The organism is Spiroplasma sabaudiense Ar-1343 (assembly GCF_000565215.1).
Taxonomy (GTDB): Bacteria; Bacillota_I; Bacilli_A; order Mycoplasmatales; family Mycoplasmataceae; genus Spiroplasma_B; species Spiroplasma_B sabaudiense.
On sequence record NZ_CP006934.1, the window covers coordinates 61,577 to 80,126 of the forward strand.

13 protein-coding genes are annotated in these 18,550 nt (G+C 32.2%); 12 read left to right on the forward strand and 1 reads right to left on the reverse strand.

The features are described 5' to 3' along the window. Positions 1–101 precede the first annotated feature (101 nt). From SSABA_RS00290 to SSABA_RS00340, 11 genes are all read left to right on the forward strand, one after another. Positions 102–2,999, forward strand: coding sequence for a cation-translocating P-type ATPase (locus SSABA_RS00290; protein WP_025250610.1), 2,898 nt, complete (start codon positions 102–104; stop codon positions 2,997–2,999). A 194-nt stretch (positions 3,000–3,193) separates the two neighbouring features. After that, positions 3,194–6,115: a preprotein translocase subunit SecA gene (secA, locus tag SSABA_RS00295; protein ID WP_025250611.1), complete on the forward strand. Its 2,922-nt coding sequence runs from the start codon at positions 3,194–3,196 to the stop codon at positions 6,113–6,115. 66 nt (positions 6,116–6,181) lie between these two features. Continuing rightward, a complete protein-coding gene (uvrB, locus tag SSABA_RS00300) occupies positions 6,182–8,158 on the forward strand; it encodes an excinuclease ABC subunit UvrB (RefSeq protein WP_025250612.1) in 1,977 nt (658 codons plus the stop codon). Between the two features lie 4 nt (positions 8,159–8,162). Beyond that, positions 8,163–11,006, forward strand: a complete 2,844-nt coding sequence (uvrA, locus tag SSABA_RS00305; protein WP_025250613.1) for an excinuclease ABC subunit UvrA — start codon at positions 8,163–8,165, stop codon at positions 11,004–11,006. After that, positions 10,999–12,108 (forward strand): folylpolyglutamate synthase/dihydrofolate synthase family protein, encoded by a 1,110-nt coding sequence (locus SSABA_RS00310; protein ID WP_025250614.1) that lies wholly within the window; start codon positions 10,999–11,001, stop codon positions 12,106–12,108. Before uvrA ends, SSABA_RS00310 begins: the two co-directional genes overlap by 8 nt. Continuing rightward, complete coding sequence (locus SSABA_RS00315) at positions 12,108–12,836, forward strand: folate family ECF transporter S component (RefSeq protein WP_025250615.1); 729 nt, start codon at positions 12,108–12,110, stop codon at positions 12,834–12,836. Before SSABA_RS00310 ends, SSABA_RS00315 begins: the two co-directional genes overlap by 1 nt. Further along, on the forward strand, positions 12,817–13,752 hold the full coding sequence (gene hprK / locus SSABA_RS00320) for an HPr(Ser) kinase/phosphatase (RefSeq protein WP_025250616.1): 936 nt from the start codon (positions 12,817–12,819) through the stop codon (positions 13,750–13,752). Before SSABA_RS00315 ends, hprK begins: the two co-directional genes overlap by 20 nt. Then, positions 13,742–15,193, forward strand: a complete 1,452-nt coding sequence (locus SSABA_RS04895) for a prolipoprotein diacylglyceryl transferase (RefSeq protein WP_025250617.1) — start codon at positions 13,742–13,744, stop codon at positions 15,191–15,193. The genes hprK and SSABA_RS04895 overlap by 11 nt, the downstream gene beginning before the upstream one ends. A 45-nt stretch (positions 15,194–15,238) precedes the next feature. Next, complete coding sequence (locus tag SSABA_RS00330; RefSeq protein WP_025250618.1) at positions 15,239–16,582, forward strand: prolipoprotein diacylglyceryl transferase family protein; 1,344 nt, start codon at positions 15,239–15,241, stop codon at positions 16,580–16,582. Positions 16,583–16,593: 11 nt separating this feature from the next. Further along, a complete protein-coding gene (whiA, locus tag SSABA_RS00335) occupies positions 16,594–17,550 on the forward strand; it encodes a DNA-binding protein WhiA (protein ID WP_025250619.1) in 957 nt (318 codons plus the stop codon). Then, a complete protein-coding gene (locus SSABA_RS00340; protein ID WP_025250620.1) occupies positions 17,537–17,761 on the forward strand; it encodes a helix-turn-helix domain-containing protein in 225 nt (74 codons plus the stop codon). The genes whiA and SSABA_RS00340 overlap by 14 nt, the downstream gene beginning before the upstream one ends. A gap of 40 nt (positions 17,762–17,801) precedes the next feature. Here the strand turns inward: SSABA_RS00340 and SSABA_RS00345 are convergent, their stop codons facing one another. Beyond that, entirely contained in the window at positions 17,802–18,194 is a 393-nt protein-coding gene (locus tag SSABA_RS00345; RefSeq protein ID WP_051464659.1) for a rhodanese-like domain-containing protein, read from the reverse strand. Positions 18,195–18,266: 72 nt separating this feature from the next. Here SSABA_RS00345 and secG point away from each other — a divergent pair, with 72 nt between their 5' ends. Then, complete coding sequence (gene secG / locus SSABA_RS00350) at positions 18,267–18,548, forward strand: preprotein translocase subunit SecG (protein WP_038673596.1); 282 nt, start codon at positions 18,267–18,269, stop codon at positions 18,546–18,548. The last annotated feature ends 2 nt before the right edge of the window (positions 18,549–18,550 follow it).

The following is an 18,550-nucleotide window of genomic DNA, read 5'->3' on the forward strand; positions in this document are numbered from 1 at the left end:
AAAATTAAAAAGAATTTTCATTAAATAAAAATATGCCTGTCATTTATAATATAATTATTTTGTGCTATAAACAATATTTAATACACAGAAGGGGAATAAAAATGAAAGATTTAAAAATTAAAAACAATTCTAAATCGATTTCACCAATAGCCCCTAATAAGGGTTGATATCAAAAGTCAGTTAATGAAATTGAAAAAGAATTATCAACAGAGGTAGTAACTGGACTTTCAACAAGTGAAGCTCATGACAGAATCACGCGTTATGGCCAAAATAAACTTCCCGAACCCAAACAAGTACCGTGATACTTATTATTCTTAAAAGGATTATTAGAACCACTTTCAATTGTTTTGCTAGTAACAGCAATTATCGTTGTGGTTGCTCCCTATTTTGCTGGTGGCCATCCAGAATGAGTTGAATTTGGTGTAATTCTTGGAATGATTTTTATTAATACCTTATTGGGAATGACCCAAGAGTTAAAGGCGCGAAGTTCAGTTAAAGCCTTGCAACGCCTTTCAAATCCAAACGCGACAGTAATTCGTTCAGGAAAGCAAATGGAAATTTCAGCTCATGATTTAGTTCCAGGAGATATTGTTATTTTACAAACTGGGGAATTCATTCCAGCTGATATTAGATTAATTTCTTCATCGCACTTAACTGTTGATGAATCTGCGCTAACAGGTGAATCAATGCCAGTTGTTAAAAATACTGAAGTCCTAAATGATGCTACCCCGATTTTGGCAGAACAAAAAAACCTAGTTTTTATGTCAACTTTTGTTCAATCTGGTCGAGCAACAGGAATTGTTGTTGAACAAGCTCCAACTTCAACTATGGGAAAAATTGCCTCAACCATCGCTGAAACCAAGGCTCAAAAAACACCACTACAATTGAAGTTAAATCGTTTGACAAAATGAGTTTCGGTGATTGCGACAGTAACAGCATTATTTTTGTTTGGTTTACTAATTATAATTGATATAATTCGTGCTGATCATAGTGGAATCGCTTGATCAGAAAACCTACTACTTTCAGTATCTTCAGCAATTGCGATTATTCCAGCCTCACTGACAGTTATCGTATCGATTATTTTGTCAGTTTCAACTAACCAAATGAGTAAACAAAACGTAATTGTTAAACAACTTCAAGCTGTTGAAACCTTGGGAAAAGTTAATGTAATTTGTTCTGACAAAACCGGAACCCTAACAATAAATAAAATGACAGTAACCAAATATAATCAAGTCGGGGTAACTCGAACTGCAAATAACTTTACTTATGTGGCAGATGATATTGGTGATATCCATTTTGTTAATGCATTAACTTTGTGTAACGATTCAATAGTAAATGAAAAAAACCGAATGGGTTTACCAACAGAACTTGCCTTATATGACTGAATGGACAAAATGGGGTTTGACCCATTAACATTGCGACATAAATATATGCGCATCGATGATGTTCCATTTTCATCAGATAACAAGTACATGGTAACAGTCAACCAAGTTGACGATAAAAAAGTAGTTTATGTCAAAGGGGCGATTGATAGAATATTGCAAAAATGTTCTCGTGCTGTTGTTGGGGGAGAAATTGTTAAATTAACACCTCAAATTAAAAAACAAGTCCTAGAAAACGCCGAAAAAATGTCTGGTGAAGCTTTGAGAGTAATCACAACAGCTTTCAAATATGTTAACGATGCAGATATGAAATCAAAAGACTATGTCAGCGATTTGGTGCTAACAGGAATTGTTGGAATGATTGACCCTCCACGAGAAGAAGCTATTTCAGCAATTAAAATCGCTCATCGAGCTGGGATTCGAGTTGTAATGATTACAGGTGACCACCTAGCAACTGCTATGGCAATTGGAGAAAAACTTGGTTTAGTCCGTGAAGGTTTTGCTGGAGTCACTGGAGAAGACTTGGACAAGATGTCAGATGAGGAACTTACAAAAAGAATTGACCGTATTTCGGTTTTTGCCCGAGTAAATCCAGATCACAAAACTCGCATTGTAACAGTTTTACAAGAAAAAGGTCTGATTGTTGCGATGACAGGTGATGGAATCAACGATGCCCCAAGTTTAAGAAAAGCTAACGTTGGAATCGCAATGGGAATGAACGGAACAGAAGCTGCTAAGGATGCTGCAAACGTAATTTTAGCAGATGATAACTTTAGCACTATTGTTGCTGGGGTAAGTGAAGGAAGAAATTCTTACCGTAAAATTAAAACTTCGGTTGCATTTGTTTTAGGAGCTAATCCCCAAATCATTGCGATGTTTTTAATAATTTTAATAACAGGTGTTTCACCACTAAATTCAATAAATATTTTATGATTTAACTTAATCGTGGAAACTATTTTAGCAATTCCAATTGGAATGTCAAAATCAGACCCAAATGTCATGAATTTAAAACCAATTAAAAATAATGAATCTATTTTTGCAGGTATTTGGAGTCTCATATTTGTGACGATCACCTCAACAGGAATTGCGGTAATCTTAGCTTTTGTCGCAGGATTTTATATTTTCCCGGGAGCCAATCCTGTTCTAACGGGTCAGACTGCAGCATTTATTACAATTGCTTTTTCACCAATCTTCTTTGTGTGAATGATGAAGTTTCGCCCCGAGAAAAAAGAACGCCGCATTAGTTACAAAGAACGATTCAAAAATGCAAACTGAGCTTTATTTGGATCAATGCTTGGAGCATTTACATTAAATGTAATCGTTGTTTTTGTTCCAGGAGTTCGTGGTGTTTTCAAAATTAGTAGTTTAAATTGACAATTATGATTGTCAATTGCAATTTTGACAATTTCCCCAGCAATTACAATTGCTTTAATGCTTGTCATTAAAACTCAAAAAATTCGAAATCAAGGTGAACCAGGCTTTGAAAGTCGTATTCGCCGCCGCTTTAAAAAATACCGTCGTCCAAAAATCGCAAATAACCAAAAATTATTGCGCGATTCGACAATGGATATTCACTCATATCAAAAGCGAAGACATCGAAAAAATTCAAATAATTAATTTATCAAAACCTTCTTTTAGAAGGTTTTTTTATTTTTTTAACATAGACCAACAATTGCATTATAATAATAACCTACTGTCAAGCGGTGGAATTTTTTAGCCATTAAATTTCAAAATGAACTATTCAAATTAGTTTTTACTTGTTTTTTTTGTTAAAATATTACTAATGATTTAATAAAAAGTAGGGAAAGAATATGGCAAGAGACAAATCGATTATAAAAAAATTAGGAATTATCGCTGATAAAATTATAGCTTTAGAGGAACACTATTCTAATTTTTCTGATGAGCAATTACGAGCTAAAACAGATGAGTTCAAACAACGCATTCAAGAAAATAGCGAATCAGTTGACGACATTTTGGTTGATGCTTATGCTGTTGTTCGTGAAGCGGCTTGAAGAGTACTAAAATTAAAAGCTTATCGCGTCCAATTAATTGGGGGAATTATTTTAAATAGTGGTGACATTGCTGAAATGAGAACAGGAGAAGGAAAAACCTTGACAGGTTTATTTCCAGCTTACTTAAACTCACTAACAGGAAAAGGTGTTCACATTGTTACGGTAAACGAATATTTATCACAAAGGGATAGTGAAATTAATGGACAAGTTTATAATTTTTTAGGAGTAACAGTCGGTCTTAATGGTCGAGGGCTTTCAAAAGACCAAAAACGTCAAGCTTACGCACAAGACGTGACATACACAACAAACTCAGAAATTGGATTTGATTACTTGCGTGATAATATGGTTTACAGCTTTGGAGCCAAAGTTCAACGTGGACTAAACTTTGCAATTATCGATGAAGCTGACTCTGTTCTTATTGATGAGGCTCGAACACCTCTAATTATTTCTGGGGGAAGTAGTAATCGAGCAAATATGTACCAAGCAGCAGATCAGTTTGCTAAAACTCTAAAACAAACAGATGATTTTGACATTGATTTAGAAACAAAACAAGTATACTTAAATGATATTGGAATGGAAAAAGCTAATAAATTTTTCTCAGTGAAAAATTTATTTGATGTTAAAAATACAGAACTATTTCACTTAATAATGAATGCCCTAAAAGCCAACTTTACTTTTAAAGAAGGTGTTGAGTATGCTGCTCAAAATAATGAAATCGTTTTAATTGATCAATTTACAGGAAGAATAATGGAAGGTCGTTCATATAGTGATGGTCTTCAACAGGCTTTACAAGCAAAAGAAGGAGTAGCGATTGAAGAAGAAACCGCAACTCTTGCAACAATTACGTACCAAAACTTCTATCGCCTATATAGTAAACTATCAGGGATGACAGGGACAGCTAAAACCGAAGAAGAAGAATTTATTAAAATTTATAACACTCGCGTTGTAGTTACTCCAACCAATAAACCAATAATTAGAAAAGACGAAATTGACTTAACTTATGCTACCAAGAACGCCGCATTAAAAAGTTTAATTATTGACCTAAAGGAATTAAATGAATTGGGTCGACCTGTGCTTATTGGGACAACAAGTGTTGAATCTTCAGAACAGATTGAACGTTATTTATCAAAAGCTGGTTTAAAATTTGAAATGATTAACGCCAAAAACCATAACCGTGAAGCAGAAATTGTTGAAAAAGCCGGACAAAGAGGAGCAATTACACTTGCAACAAATATGGCTGGGCGTGGAACAGATATTAAATTGACAGAAGAGACAAGACAACTTGGAGGTCTATTTGTTTTTGGGGTTGAACGAAATGAAGCCCGAAGAATTGATAATCAATTGCGTGGACGAAGTGGTCGTCAAGGAGATCCAGGAAACTCGCGTTTCTATATTTCAATGGAAGATGAACTAATGGTACGTTTTACAGCTCCTAAAGTTCGTCAAATGTTTTTACGCTTAGGAGATGAAGCTATTAAGTCAGCTATGTTTACTAGAGCAATTACAAATGCTCAAAAAAAACTTGAAGGACTGAACTTTGATCAACGTAAAAATGTTCTAGATTATGACAACGTTTTAGCTCAACATCGAGAGGCAATTTATTCTCAAAGAGATGAAATCTTAAAACAAGAAGACTTGAAACTAGTGCTTTCACGATTCCAGTATACAACAGCATTTGAATTGGTTCTCAAAAACTCAGAATTAGTTCGCGGAGAAAGTACAATTAATGCAGAAATGCTTATTGCAGCGGTTGATAACAGTTTTGTAAAACCAGGAACTTTTAAAAAATCAGATTTTGCTCACCAAGATAAAGTTAAAGTTGCTAAAATGATAAGTGACGCAATGATGGAATTTTATAAGGAGCGTATTGATCATGTTCCAGATGAAGTTTCTAAGGAGATTGAGCGCCGCACAATTCTGCAATCATTGGACAAATTCTGAACTCGTCATATTAACTTAGCAAATAAATTGCGTTCAGGAATTTATTTGCAACAGTATGCACAAAATAACCCCCTTCATGAATATATTGAAGAAGCAGCTCGACTATTTAATAAAATGAAAATTGATACAGCCGCTGAGGTAATTGAAAATCTTTCACAAGTTGTTATTCGCGAAGAAGAACGAAATACAAGTCCAATGGCATCAAGAAATAACCGTCCAGTAATTGAAATTTCAGAAAAAGATATTGATAAAATTTTGACAGACATTAATTTGAGTAAAGACGAATTTACAAGAGAAAATGTTCAAAAGCGTTTTGAAGAACTAATTAAAGAGGCTAGTGATAATAAAAACGACGAAGCAACTAAAAAACTTTTATTCCAACAAGAAGTGTTGAAGGGTTTGATGAATGAAATTGACAGAGTCCGTAGTGGTGCTGGATCACAATCACTTAATGTAAATTTAAGTCAAAAAGATGTTGAAGTTATTTTTAAAAAATTTGGTTTCAAGCCTGGAGATGAAGTTGATACCAAAAAAGTCGAAAGTAAATTTAAAAAGTTGTCAGCAGCAGTAGATAAAGATGCAAACCCAAAAGAACTGCAAAGACTTCTATTTGAAAAAGAAGTAATTCTAAATGTTGGTCCTCAAATTGCAAAGGCTAAAAAAGAATTTGTTGTTGAAGATAACTCAGGAAATATTAAAAAGAAAATTAAAACAAGCGGTATTGATATTGATGATGTTGACGATAGTGAACAAGTCCAATCAAAATCAAAAATCGGTTAGTAAATAGTTTAGCAAAAACTAGAAGTAATTTCTAGTTTTTTTCCACATAGATTGATAAGTGATGAAATGAAGCAAGAACAAAATGATTTTAAATTAGTAACCGATTATCAACCGGCCGGAGACCAGCCTCAAGCAATTTTAGAACTTTATAATGGCCTAAAAGAGAACAAGAAACACCAAGTGCTTTTGGGGGCAACAGGAACAGGGAAGACTTTCACTATTGCAAATATAATTCAAAAATTTCAAAAACAGACACTAGTACTAGCTCATAATAAAACCCTTGCTATGCAATTGTATATTGAGTTAAAAGAATTTTTCCCAGAAAATCGTGTAGAATATTTTGTCTCCAACTTTGACTTCTTTCAGCCAGAGGCTTATATGCCAGCCAGAGATTTATATATTGATAAAGATGCCAAAATAAATCAAGAGTTGGATATGATGCGCCTAAGCGCAATGAACGGTTTAATGTTGCGAAAAGACACAATTGTAGTAGCTTCTGTTGCATCAATTTATGCTGCACAAAATCCCGAAGAATACGGAGCAGTTTTTTTTGAATTGCGTGTTGGAGAAACCTTAAGTAAAAAAGAATTATTATCATTCTTAATTAAAACAGGATATGTTCGAAACGAAATCGAAACTGTACGAGGAACATTCTCAGCAAACGGAGATGTCATAAAAATTGTCCCAAGTTGAACGGACCAATTAATATTTAGAATTTCACTATTTGGAAACGAAATTGAGTCAATTGAAACTTTGGAACCATATAATAACAAAATAATTCAAAGAATGACACTGGCAACAATTTTCCCAGCAACAAGTTATGTAACAGCTGAAGACAAAATGAAAACTGTAATAGAAAACATTAAAGCAGAATTAAAAGATCGCCTCAAAGAACTTCGTGAAGACGGAAAAATGTTAGAGGCTCAGAGATTGGAACAAAGAACTAACTATGATTTGGAATCCTTGAGTGAGTTTGGTACTGTAAGTGGAGTTGAAAACTATTCTGCACACTTAGATTTTAGGGCCCCAGGTGTTCCCCCATACACATTGCTGGATTATTTTGAAAAAGATTTTCTAACAGTGATTGATGAATCTCATATGATGATCCCACAAGTTCGAGGAATGTCAAATACTGATAAAAGCCGAAAAAAAAATTTAGTGGATTACGGTTTTCGTTTACCTAGTGCAATGGATAATCGCCCATTAAATTTTGAAGAGTTTTCAAATAAATTAAATCAAGTGATTTACACTTCAGCAACTCCTGGAGATTATGAAATGGAATTAACCGAGGGAAAATTTGTTCAGCAAATTATTCGTCCAACAGGATTACTAGATCCAATAATTGAAGTTCGCTCAACAGAAAATCAAATTGAGAACATTATTGAAGAAATTTTAAAGCGTAGAGAGAAAAATGAACGAGTTTTTATAACAACCCTAACTATTCGAATGTCAGAAGACTTAACAAGCTACTTGCAAGAACGAAACATTAAAGTTGCTTACTTGCACTCAGAATTAAAAACAATTGAAAGAACAACGGTTCTAAATGATTTAAGAAAGGGAGTTTATGAAGCAATAGTGGGAGTTAACCTTTTAAGAGAAGGTTTGGATATTCCAGAAGTAAGTTTGGTTTGTATTTTAGATGCTGATAAACAGGGATTTTTACGAAACACACGAAGTTTGATTCAAACCACAGGCCGAGCTGCTCGTAATGCTTCGGGTTTAGTAATTTTTTATGCAGACCAAATTTCAAAAGCAATGCAAGAAACTATTGATGAGACAGATCGCCGCCGCGAAATTCAAGCTCGCTACAATTTAGAAAATAATATTGTGCCAAAAACTATTTTGAAAAAAATTTCAGACTTTGGTATTGATGATGCCACTAGAAAGCAAATTATTTCAATGACGACTAAAAAGAATAGTGCGAAGAATCAAAAAAATAGTTTGGTTGAGAAATTGCGAGCTGATATGGTTGCCGCTGCTAAGGAATTAAATTTTGAGAAGGCTGCTCAAATTCGAGATATTATTATTGAACTAGAAGGATAAAAATATGAAAAAAGATGTAATTATTGTAAAAGGGGCTCGTGAACATAACTTAAAAAATGTTGACATTGAGATTCCTAAAAACAAGTTAGTAATTTTTACAGGATTGTCAGGTAGTGGAAAATCTTCATTAGCTTTTAACACAATCTATGCTGAAGGACGTCGCAGATATATTGAATCGCTGTCAGCTTATGCACGCCAATTTTTAGGAGGAAATGAAAAGCCAGATGTTGATTCAATTGAAGGACTTAGTCCAGCAATTTCAATAGACCAAAAAACGACTTCTCATAACCCTCGCTCAACAGTTGGAACGGTGACAGAAATTTATGACTATCTACGTCTGCTGTACGCTAGAGTTGGAACCCCGTATTGTATTAATGGCCATGGAGAAATTAAAGCATCATCGATTAAAGAAGTATTAGAGTCAATTGAAAAAGAGACCACAAATGATGAGCAAGTATTTATTTTAGCTCCAATTGTAATTGATAAAAAAGGGTCTTTTAAAGATCGCCTTGAAAAATTAAAAAGCGAAGGATTTATAAGAGTTCAAGTTGACGGAGAAATAAAAAATTTAGATGATGAAATTGAACTTGATAAAAATATTCGCCATAACATCGATATTGTTATCGACCGATTAATTTTTAAAAATGATGAAGAAATTAAATCGCGAATTTATTCAGCAATTGAAGTTGGTTTGAAGTATTCTAATGGTCTAATCAAGGTGCATTATCCAAACCAAAATAAATTGGATAAGTTATTCTCAACAATTTATTCATGTAAAACTTGTGGATTTAGTATTGCGGATTTAGAGCCCCGACTTTTTTCTTTTAACGCTCCTCAAGGAGCTTGTGAAGATTGTAATGGTTTAGGGATTAATCTTGAACCAGATAATGACTTAATAATTCCTGATCGTAGCCTATCTGTTTCTGAAGGGGGAATCGTTTACTATAAAAATATTATTGCAAAGGAAAATATAGAATGACAACGCTTTAAAATACTCTGCGATCATTATTATATTGACTTAGCAAGCCCAATAAAAAATCTTTCTCAAAAAGAATTGGACTTAATGTTATGAGGAAGTGACGAGCCAATTGAATATAAAATTAAATCTTCTGGGGGAAATACTTTTGCTTCTTTTGATTACATTGAAGGGATTGCTAGTTTAATTAAACGACGCTATTTGGAAACTAAATCTGAAGAAAATCGTAAATGATATGCAAAATTTATGAGTTCTAAAACTTGTAAAACTTGTAAAGGGGCGAGACTAAACCAAACCGCTTTAGCAATAAAGATAAATAATTTTTCAATAACAGAATTTACAAATTTAGCAATTGATAAAGAATTAGATTTTGTTTTGAACATTCAATTAACACCTAACCAAGAAAAAATTGCTAACCTTGTTTTAAAAGAAATTATTTCACGAATTAGTTTTTTAAATGAAGTTGGTTTGAGCTATTTAAATTTATCTCGAACTGCTACAACTCTTTCAGGGGGAGAGGCTCAACGAATTAGACTCGCCAAACAAATCGGTTCACAGCTGACAGGAATTTTATATGTACTTGATGAACCATCAATTGGATTGCACCAAAAAGACAATGACAAATTAATTGCAACTCTAAAACACTTACGTGACTTAGGAAATACATTAATAGTCGTTGAACATGATGAAGATACAATGCGCGCAAGTGATTGAATTGTTGACATTGGCCCGGGGGCTGGACTTCACGGAGGAGAAATTATTTTTGAAGGAACAATCGATGACATTCTTAGAAATGAAAAATCTCTAACAGGAAGATATCTGAGCGGTCGAGAAAGTATTCCGTTGCCAAAAAATTATCGCGGAGGTAATGGCAAAAAAATTGAAATTTTTGGAGCCACAGAAAATAATTTACAAAACATTGATGTAACAATTCCTTTAAATAAATTTATTAGTATAACCGGAGTTAGTGGTAGTGGAAAATCAACTTTAATGGAAGATATCATTTATAAGAGTTTAAAAAAATCGTTACATAATGAACAAATTCGTCCCGGAGCTCACAAATCTATAAAAGGACTGGAAAATATTGACAAAGTAATTTATGTTTCTCAAGAACCAATCGGAAAAACACCAAGATCAAATCCAGCAACTTACACTTCGGTTTTTGATGATATTCGAGATTTGTTTGCCGAAACCACAGAGGCCAAAATGCGCGGGTATAAAAAAGGTCGTTTTAGTTTTAATGTTCCTGGAGGACGTTGTGAAAACTGTCAAGGTGATGGGATAATAACTATTTCGATGCAATTTATGCCAAGTGTTGAAGTTGTTTGTGAAACTTGTGATGGAAAAAGATATAATGAACAAACACTACAAGTTGAGTTTAAAGGCAAAAATATTTTTGATGTTTTAAGTATGAGCGTTGAAGAAGCTGCGATATTTTTTGAAAATATTCCTCAAATAAAATTGAAGTTAGATACAATTTTAGAAGTTGGTCTTGGGTATATAAAACTAGGCCAAAATGCAAAAACTCTTTCAGGGGGAGAAGCTCAAAGAATTAAGTTATCAACTTTTTTACTAAAAAAACAAACTGGAAAAACATTATTTTTATTAGACGAACCAACAACAGGACTCCACGTTGATGACGTCAAACGTTTAATTTCTGTTTTAAATCGCCTAGTTGATTTAGGAAATACAGTTCTCACTATTGAACATAATCTTGACTTCATTAAGGTATCTGATTATATTATTGATTTAGGACCTGAAGGTGGCAGCGGGGGTGGCCAAGTTATTGTAACTGGAACGCCAGAACAAATTATTAAAAATGAAGTAAGCTACACAGCCAAATATTTAAGAAAGTATTTTAAAAATGATTAGTGTCAACGAGGAATTGCTTCCTAGTTTTTTAGAACCAAGCACCAAAAACTTAGATAAAATTTTGAAAAAGTATGGCAACTTTCAAAATAATATTCCGGTCATAAATGTTGTGGGAACCAACGGCAAAGGGACAACAAGTTACTTTGCCTCATTGGGATTTAAAAAATATTATTCAAAAGTCGGATTATTTATTTCTCCAGCCTTTTTATTTCAAAATGAGCGAATTCAAATTAATAACGAATATATTAGTGATAAAGACTTTAAAAGAATTTTAAATAAATTTATCATTGAGATTAACGAGGAGAAATTAAATTTTTTTGAAATTTACACCCTAATCGCAATGTGATACTTTTGGGAAAATAATGTCGATATTGCCATAGTTGAAGCGGGAATCGGTGGTCGTTTTGACACAACTAATCTTTTTACAAACCAGTTGGGAACATTGCTAACTTCAATTAGCTTAGATCACGAAGAAATTTTAGGGCACACCATTGAAAAAATTTTAAGTCAAAAAATAGGAATTTGTAAATCGGGTTTTTTAATAGCAAGTGCTGACAACAAAAACCTAATTGAAAAAATTTTAACAGACCCAAATCTAAAACAGATAAACATCTTCCAAGCCCAATATTATTTAGGTGATAAAACTTATCAAAGCGGAAACAAGGGTTTAGTCGCGAAGTTATTTCAATTGTTTAACTTTGAAATTGACAATAGTTTTTTTAATCAACTTCCTCCGCTAGGTCGAATGACTGAAATTTGTCAAAACCCCAAAATAATTATTGATGGAGCTCATAACGTTGGTGCCATTGAGGCATTGGTTAATTCTGTTAAAACCAAATTAACAAACCCAGATGTTATTTTTGCAAGTTCGTTTAAGAAAAATTATCTTGATGAAATAAAAATTTTACAAAAAAATTTTAAAAATGTTTATTTCGCAGAATTTCAAGAAACTAATAATTGAAATTCGCAAAAAAAATTTGAAGTGACTGATTGAAAAGATAAAATTTTAAAAAATATTAAAAACAAAAAAGACACTTTAATTTGTGGAAGTCTATACTTTATTCCAATCGTATATGAATGAATGAAATCGAGGGATTGATAATGCTATACCTTTGAACTAATTTAGCTGCTGCTTTAGGTATTTTTATTTTATTTATTTTAGCCTTTTTTATGGAGGGTTGAAGTTTTAAAAAACTTAATATAAAAACCATCTCAGTAATATCTTTATTAACTGCTATGTCAGTTGTGCTGACAAATTTTATAGGTTACAGTTTTCCCTTGTTTGGGGGAACTGTAATTTTAGCTTTTGGGGATTGAATATTATTTTTAACCGGTTTAACTTTTGGACCACTAGCTGGTGTAATTGTTGGTATTTGTGTTGACCTAACCGGATCACTAATCCAAATCTCTGGAACCTTTCATCTAGGTTTTATGTTAATAAAAGTAATGCTTGGTTTTGGGGGAGCGCTGATTTTTTATTTTAGAACAAATAATTTTATTTACTTAAAAATCTTATTGATTTATGGAATTATTTACACAATAACCTCATTGCTGCTAAATCCAATTTGACTATATGCATCTGGTTGGGGTGAAGCTGTTTTTGTCAATTTTGTTTTTAAATTAATTAAATTGCCTTTTGGGATTGCTATTTATCCGCTTCTGACGTATTTTAGTTTTATAACGGTGACAAAACTGGTTAATGATTGGGACCCCTATCAAGTTTGATGTTTTCGCAAGGGAAAAATTGATTTCTTTGGTAAAATAAGTAAAGAATCAACTTCAATAAAAGTTGAAAAACAGGAGAATGAACATGAGCAAATTGAGAATTAAAAATTTAGTTGATCATTTTGATTTAGAAGTAATTTCGGGATCAGAACACTTAGATAACATTATTGAGGTTTATGGTTTGAATCGAGCGGGACTAGAATTGGCTGGATATGTAGAAAAAGACGATCAAAAGAGAAGGGTAGTTTTGTTTTCAAATAAGGAAAATAACTATATAAGTACTTTCTCACCAGAAGAGCGTGAAAAAAAATATTATTCAATGCTGAAAATAGGAATTCCGGCGGTTATTATTACTGAAAGATTTCATGATGAATTTTTAGCAAAAGTAACAAAAGATTTAGAAATCCCGCTATTGAGAGTTGTTGGGCAAACTACAAGTGAATTTACCCAACAAGTCTTAGGCCTATATGATGATTATTTTTCCCCAACCGAAGAATTTCATGGTTCGCTTGTGAATATTTACGGTAAAGGGGTAATGATTATGGGGAAATCTGGAATTGGGAAATCTGAAATCACAATCGAACTTGTTAAAAAAAATCATTTATTTGTTGGTGATGATCGAATTGTTGCAATGCGTAAAGCAAGTAAAATTTTTGGAAAGAGCCATGAAATTCTAAATAATTTAGTTGAAGTTCGAGGAATTGGAATTGTTGATATTGCTCAAACAAATGGTTATCAGGTAATTCTTGATGAAACTGAGATTGAATTAATAATTGACTTAATAAAATTTGGGGAGAACGGTATTGATGACACAGATCGCCTTGGAAATGAATACAACAGTAAAAATATTTTAGGGGTTAAAATTCCTCACATTAGAATTCCTGTTTCTTCGGGAAGAAATATCGCCAATATCATTGAAACAGCTGTGGCCCAATTAAAAATTAAGCAAAGCGGTAATTGAGTTAATCCAACTAAAATTATTTCAAATCGAATTGACAAAGTAAATCAAGATGATAACTAATTTATTGGCAAACATCCCAGCGCCTGGAACTCCAATTGATGATTTTCTAAAAAATCAGGCACAAAATGATCGCTTTTGAGGATGGATGCCAATCTACCCGCTTTTCATTTTTGCCGGTGTTATTGCGGTTTTGATTGCTTCAATTATAAAGTTCAGAATGCGTAATATCCCGCTTCAAGAGTTGGGAATGTCAATCTTTATAATTATTCCTACTGGACTTGTTGGAGCAAGTGTATTGGGAAAATTTGACCTCTTATATAACAACTGAAGAGTTTGAGAACTATTATTTTTCTGACAACCAGGAATGTCAATTTTTGGAGGATTAATTTTTGGAGGCGCTTGTGGTTTTGCTTGGTTTTACAAAAAAGGACAACACTATCGAATTTCTACATGAGTTTATGCAGATTGCATAATTCCAAATGTTTTTTTGGGTCAAGCAATTGGACGCTGGGGGAATTTATTTAATCATGAAATCATGGGAAGGGAAACAAGTCTGAAAAGCTTATTAAAATGATTACCAGATTGAATCGTTTCTAAGTTGTGATACCCAATAAATCCTTCCCCAGATGCCCTCCCAACAGATCAATGATATGTTATATATCGAGAACCGCTTTTTTTGTATGAATCAATTGGTTGTTTTGCTTTGTTTATTTTAACAACATTTTTTATTGCTAACCTAGGAAGATTTTTCAGTAAAAAACCTTGGAAAATCTACCCTAAAGATTACCCTTATAATAAGTGGGTGAATCAAGATAATATAGAAATTTCTGATTATCAACGACCAATTCGCTATCGCAAAAAAACTAAAAATGGAATTGAAATGTTATCAATAGGCTTTTGAGAATCATGAAATAAAGCCTACTACTTAAAAATGCTAGACAAAGACCAGATAATCTACTTTACAAATAAAGAAATTGAAATTGATAAAAATTTTCAATCAAAAGTTACTCAGCTTGAAAAAATAAAAAGTAACAAAAGCCTAAGTCTGCAAACTTTAAATAATAGTTTTGCAAAGCAAGTTAAGAAGATAACAACTAAAGATGAAAAAAAAGCTTTAAAGAAATCTAAGAAAATCGAAGAAAAAAAGATAATTAAAGAATATCAACCTAAAATAAAAAGCCTGAAATCTGAATTATCTTGATTTTCACGTTGTTGAAAAGCAGATTCAAGAGAGTTATATCAAGCCAACAACCCAAATAATTATTTTATAGTCCACTGTGGCACCCAGACCGGGTTTTACTTATTTAGTTATATGGTATTAAGATGAGTTTTGGAAACCCGCCGAACTGATGTTGAACTTGTAATTAAACATTATTTTGTCGCTGATATGTTACTATTTGCTCTATTTGCTCTATTTGCTCTATTTTTTATAGTTTTTGCTCAGGTAATTTCACCTAAAAAATATCGTAAAATCGATTGATTATATGAAAAATCATATTAATAAATTAAAATTATGTTAGAATTAAAAAAAGTGAGGTAAATTTCTATGGTAGATTGAATTTTCGACACCAACGAATGAGAAATTTGAAAACTTGGTTGAGTTCAAGAATCATATGGATGATTTAGAGTGTACGCCTTTACAATGACAACTGGAGTAATTGTTGCAATTGCTTTTTCGGCATTTAAGTTTTGAAGAAAAGAGCTTCAAATTACACATTTAGGCATTGGAGCTGTACCAATTGTAATATTTTCTTTGTTTGGTGGAAGTTTTTTTGGTAAATTAAACACAGGAGGATATGACCAAAATACATTCGGTGGAATTATGTCACTATTTGCTTTTTGACAACCTGGAATGTCTATTCATGGAGGGGTTTTTGTTGGTTCCTTTGTGGGGATAATTATTTTTTACCTAATGGGAAGAAAAAGTAAGGTTTCAGTCTGAACCTATATGGATGCAATAATTCCAAATATTTTATTGGGTCAAGGAATTGGACGTTGAGGAAACTTTTTCAACCATGAAATAACAGGGCCTCCAATTGCCTTGGCATCAGAAAATAAACTTTGATGACTGCCAAATTTTATTACTCAAAATACTCAAGCTCTATATAAAGGGCAAACTGGTTCTGTAATAAATGGCATCACACTAGAGAATGGTCAATTATATCAATTAAATCCGATTTTTGTTTATGAAGCTTTTTGGTTAACTTTCGCTTGAGTAGTGATCACATTTGTATTGCCAAATATTTTAAAATGATTTGGTAAAAAACCAGAAAATATTAATATGTCAAAATTAACTCTGCAATTAAAAGAGGAATACTTTAGTTCTTTTGTACCAAGCAATTTAGAGCTCCCATTTACTGGATATAGAACTTGAAAATTCAATCGTGTTTTTACACAAAATATTTCAAAGTATGGTATTGATAATTACCATAAAACCAAAGCTGATTTAGATGCCAAGCGCCAAAATAAGGAAATTTCATTTATAAAATATCGTTGAAAAGTCGGAAAATCCTTGGAAGAGGCAAATAACCCCTACAGATTCAAGGTAATGAGGGTTGGAGCTGAGGCTGGAGCCTACTTCTTTGCATGAAACTTTGTAAGATTTATATTAGAATTACAAAGACCTTCAAACCACTTATTCATTCAGCATAACAAACCACTTTCATTAACACTTATTTTCCTTACTGCTTTAGTTGGTATTGGAATGATTTTATTTTCACAATTTGTATCGCCGTATCTGTTTAGAAAACCGGGATATGTTTTTGAAAAAGAATATTTTAAAGTTATTGAAGTCAAATCTAAAAAAAGTAAAGTCAAAACATCAAACAAAGATAATTTAAAACAAGAAAAAGCGCAAGAAAAACTGATGAAACTTAAACAGAAAGTATAGTGGGTGATTTTATGTCTTTTGCTATGGAAGTTAAAGAAGAAATTGTTACGCACACGTTCTCCGAAGAACAAAGGCGTGCTTTTTTATGTGGATTTATAAAATATAATGGTGAAATTATTATCTCAAATAACCAACCTAAATTAATTCTCTCAACAATCAGCAACAGAATAGCTCGAACTGTTATTAGTTTTTTAAAGACCTTTTATGAGGGCGAAATTTTAATATCAATTTTACAGTCACAAAAACTCAGAAAAAATAAAACTTTTCAGATAACTTTAAAGGATAATGTTTTTGATTTTTTATTTAAATTTAATATTTACAACACTAATAAAAGTGCTAAAATAATATCAGTAGTTGATGAAGTGGTGAATAATTCCAGTTTACTGAGAGCTTATATTTCAGGCGTATTTATTGCGATTGGTAGCGTAAATTCTCCAAAGACGAGCAACTACCATTTAGAGTTACAATTTAGAGATGAAGAGTCATCGCTATTTTTCAATGATTTATTAGAGCCGTTAGGATTTACTTTTAAAAAAATAAAAAGAAAAGCTAAGTTTATAAGTTATTTGAAAAAGTCAACTTTTGTTTCAGATTTTTTGAAGTTAATCGATGCTCCAAATGCAGTAATGAATTTTGAGAATCAGCGAATATCAAGAGATATGCTGAACAATATCAATAGGATGATAAATATAGATATTTCAAATCAAGCAAAAACTCTAGATGCCGGCCAAAGACAAGTTTACCAAATCAACAATTTGAAAGAAAAAGGTTATTTTAGGTATTTGTCAGATAAGGCGAAATTTTTAGCAAATGCTAGACTTGATCGACCAGATGCCTCTTTTTCCGAATTAGAATCTATTTTAAATCAAAATAATATACCAATAACAAAGTCTGGAATTAGCAACTTGTTTAGAACCATAGAAAAACTTTATAAAAATAGTCAAGAGGTAAATTATGAAAAAAGATAATGTAATTTCAATATTGAGCAAAAATATGAAAGAACTAAGAGTTAAAGCAAACCTTACTCAAGAAGAGTTAAGTTTTCGTTCAGGATTGCATAGAAATTATATTTCGGACACAGAGCGTGGAACGCGAAACATTTCAATAAAGGCTGTTGAAAAAATAGCCAAAGGACTTGAAGTTCCAGTTGAAAATTTATTTTCTAACAACAACGATTAAATAATAAAAAATGCTGACTTTAATCTGCATTTTTTATTATTTAAGTACAAAATGTTGTGTAGTTGTCAAGAGCGGCTGCGGTTCTAACCTCCTTATAACCACCATAGAGTATATATACTTTTATTTTTCGAGAATCTAGCAAATGGTAAATTTCTAAGTTGCTGCGATAATCTTCGTTAATTAGTAAAATTTTCTTTTGACGCTTTAAAGTTTTAAAATAACGAATCTTAAAAGTTAGGTGGTCAATATTTTCACTACCATTTAAGTGACTTGTGCTAAAACTAGCTGAAGGTCTTATATCAATAACTTGTCATTTTGCAGATTTAATGATTTTTGGAACTTTCTTCAAGTTCTTTGTTCGATATTTTCTTTTAAATGCATTTTTGGTAAAAATCATACCAAAAAACTTTATAATTGATTCAATAAACTGCATAAATATACCTCAAAATAATTATACATAATTTAAGTTTTTATAGTAAAATAATTAAAGGATTAGGTGATAAATATGCAAGGTGCAGGAACACATGAAATACAAAATATTATAATTACGGTGTTTGAAGTTTTTGCGTTAGTTGTTTCGTTGTTAATGATCGCAGTTGGGTTAATTCAAAACAAAAAATCGCAGACAGGACTGAGCGCTTTAAATGGTGGAAATGATGAACTATTTTCAAATTCAAAAGAGCGTGGTCTAGATAAAACAATGTCAATTTGAATGTTTTCTTTAGGAATTAGCTTATTTGTTATTACAATAATTATATGTATTTTGACCAACACTATTCTAAAATAATA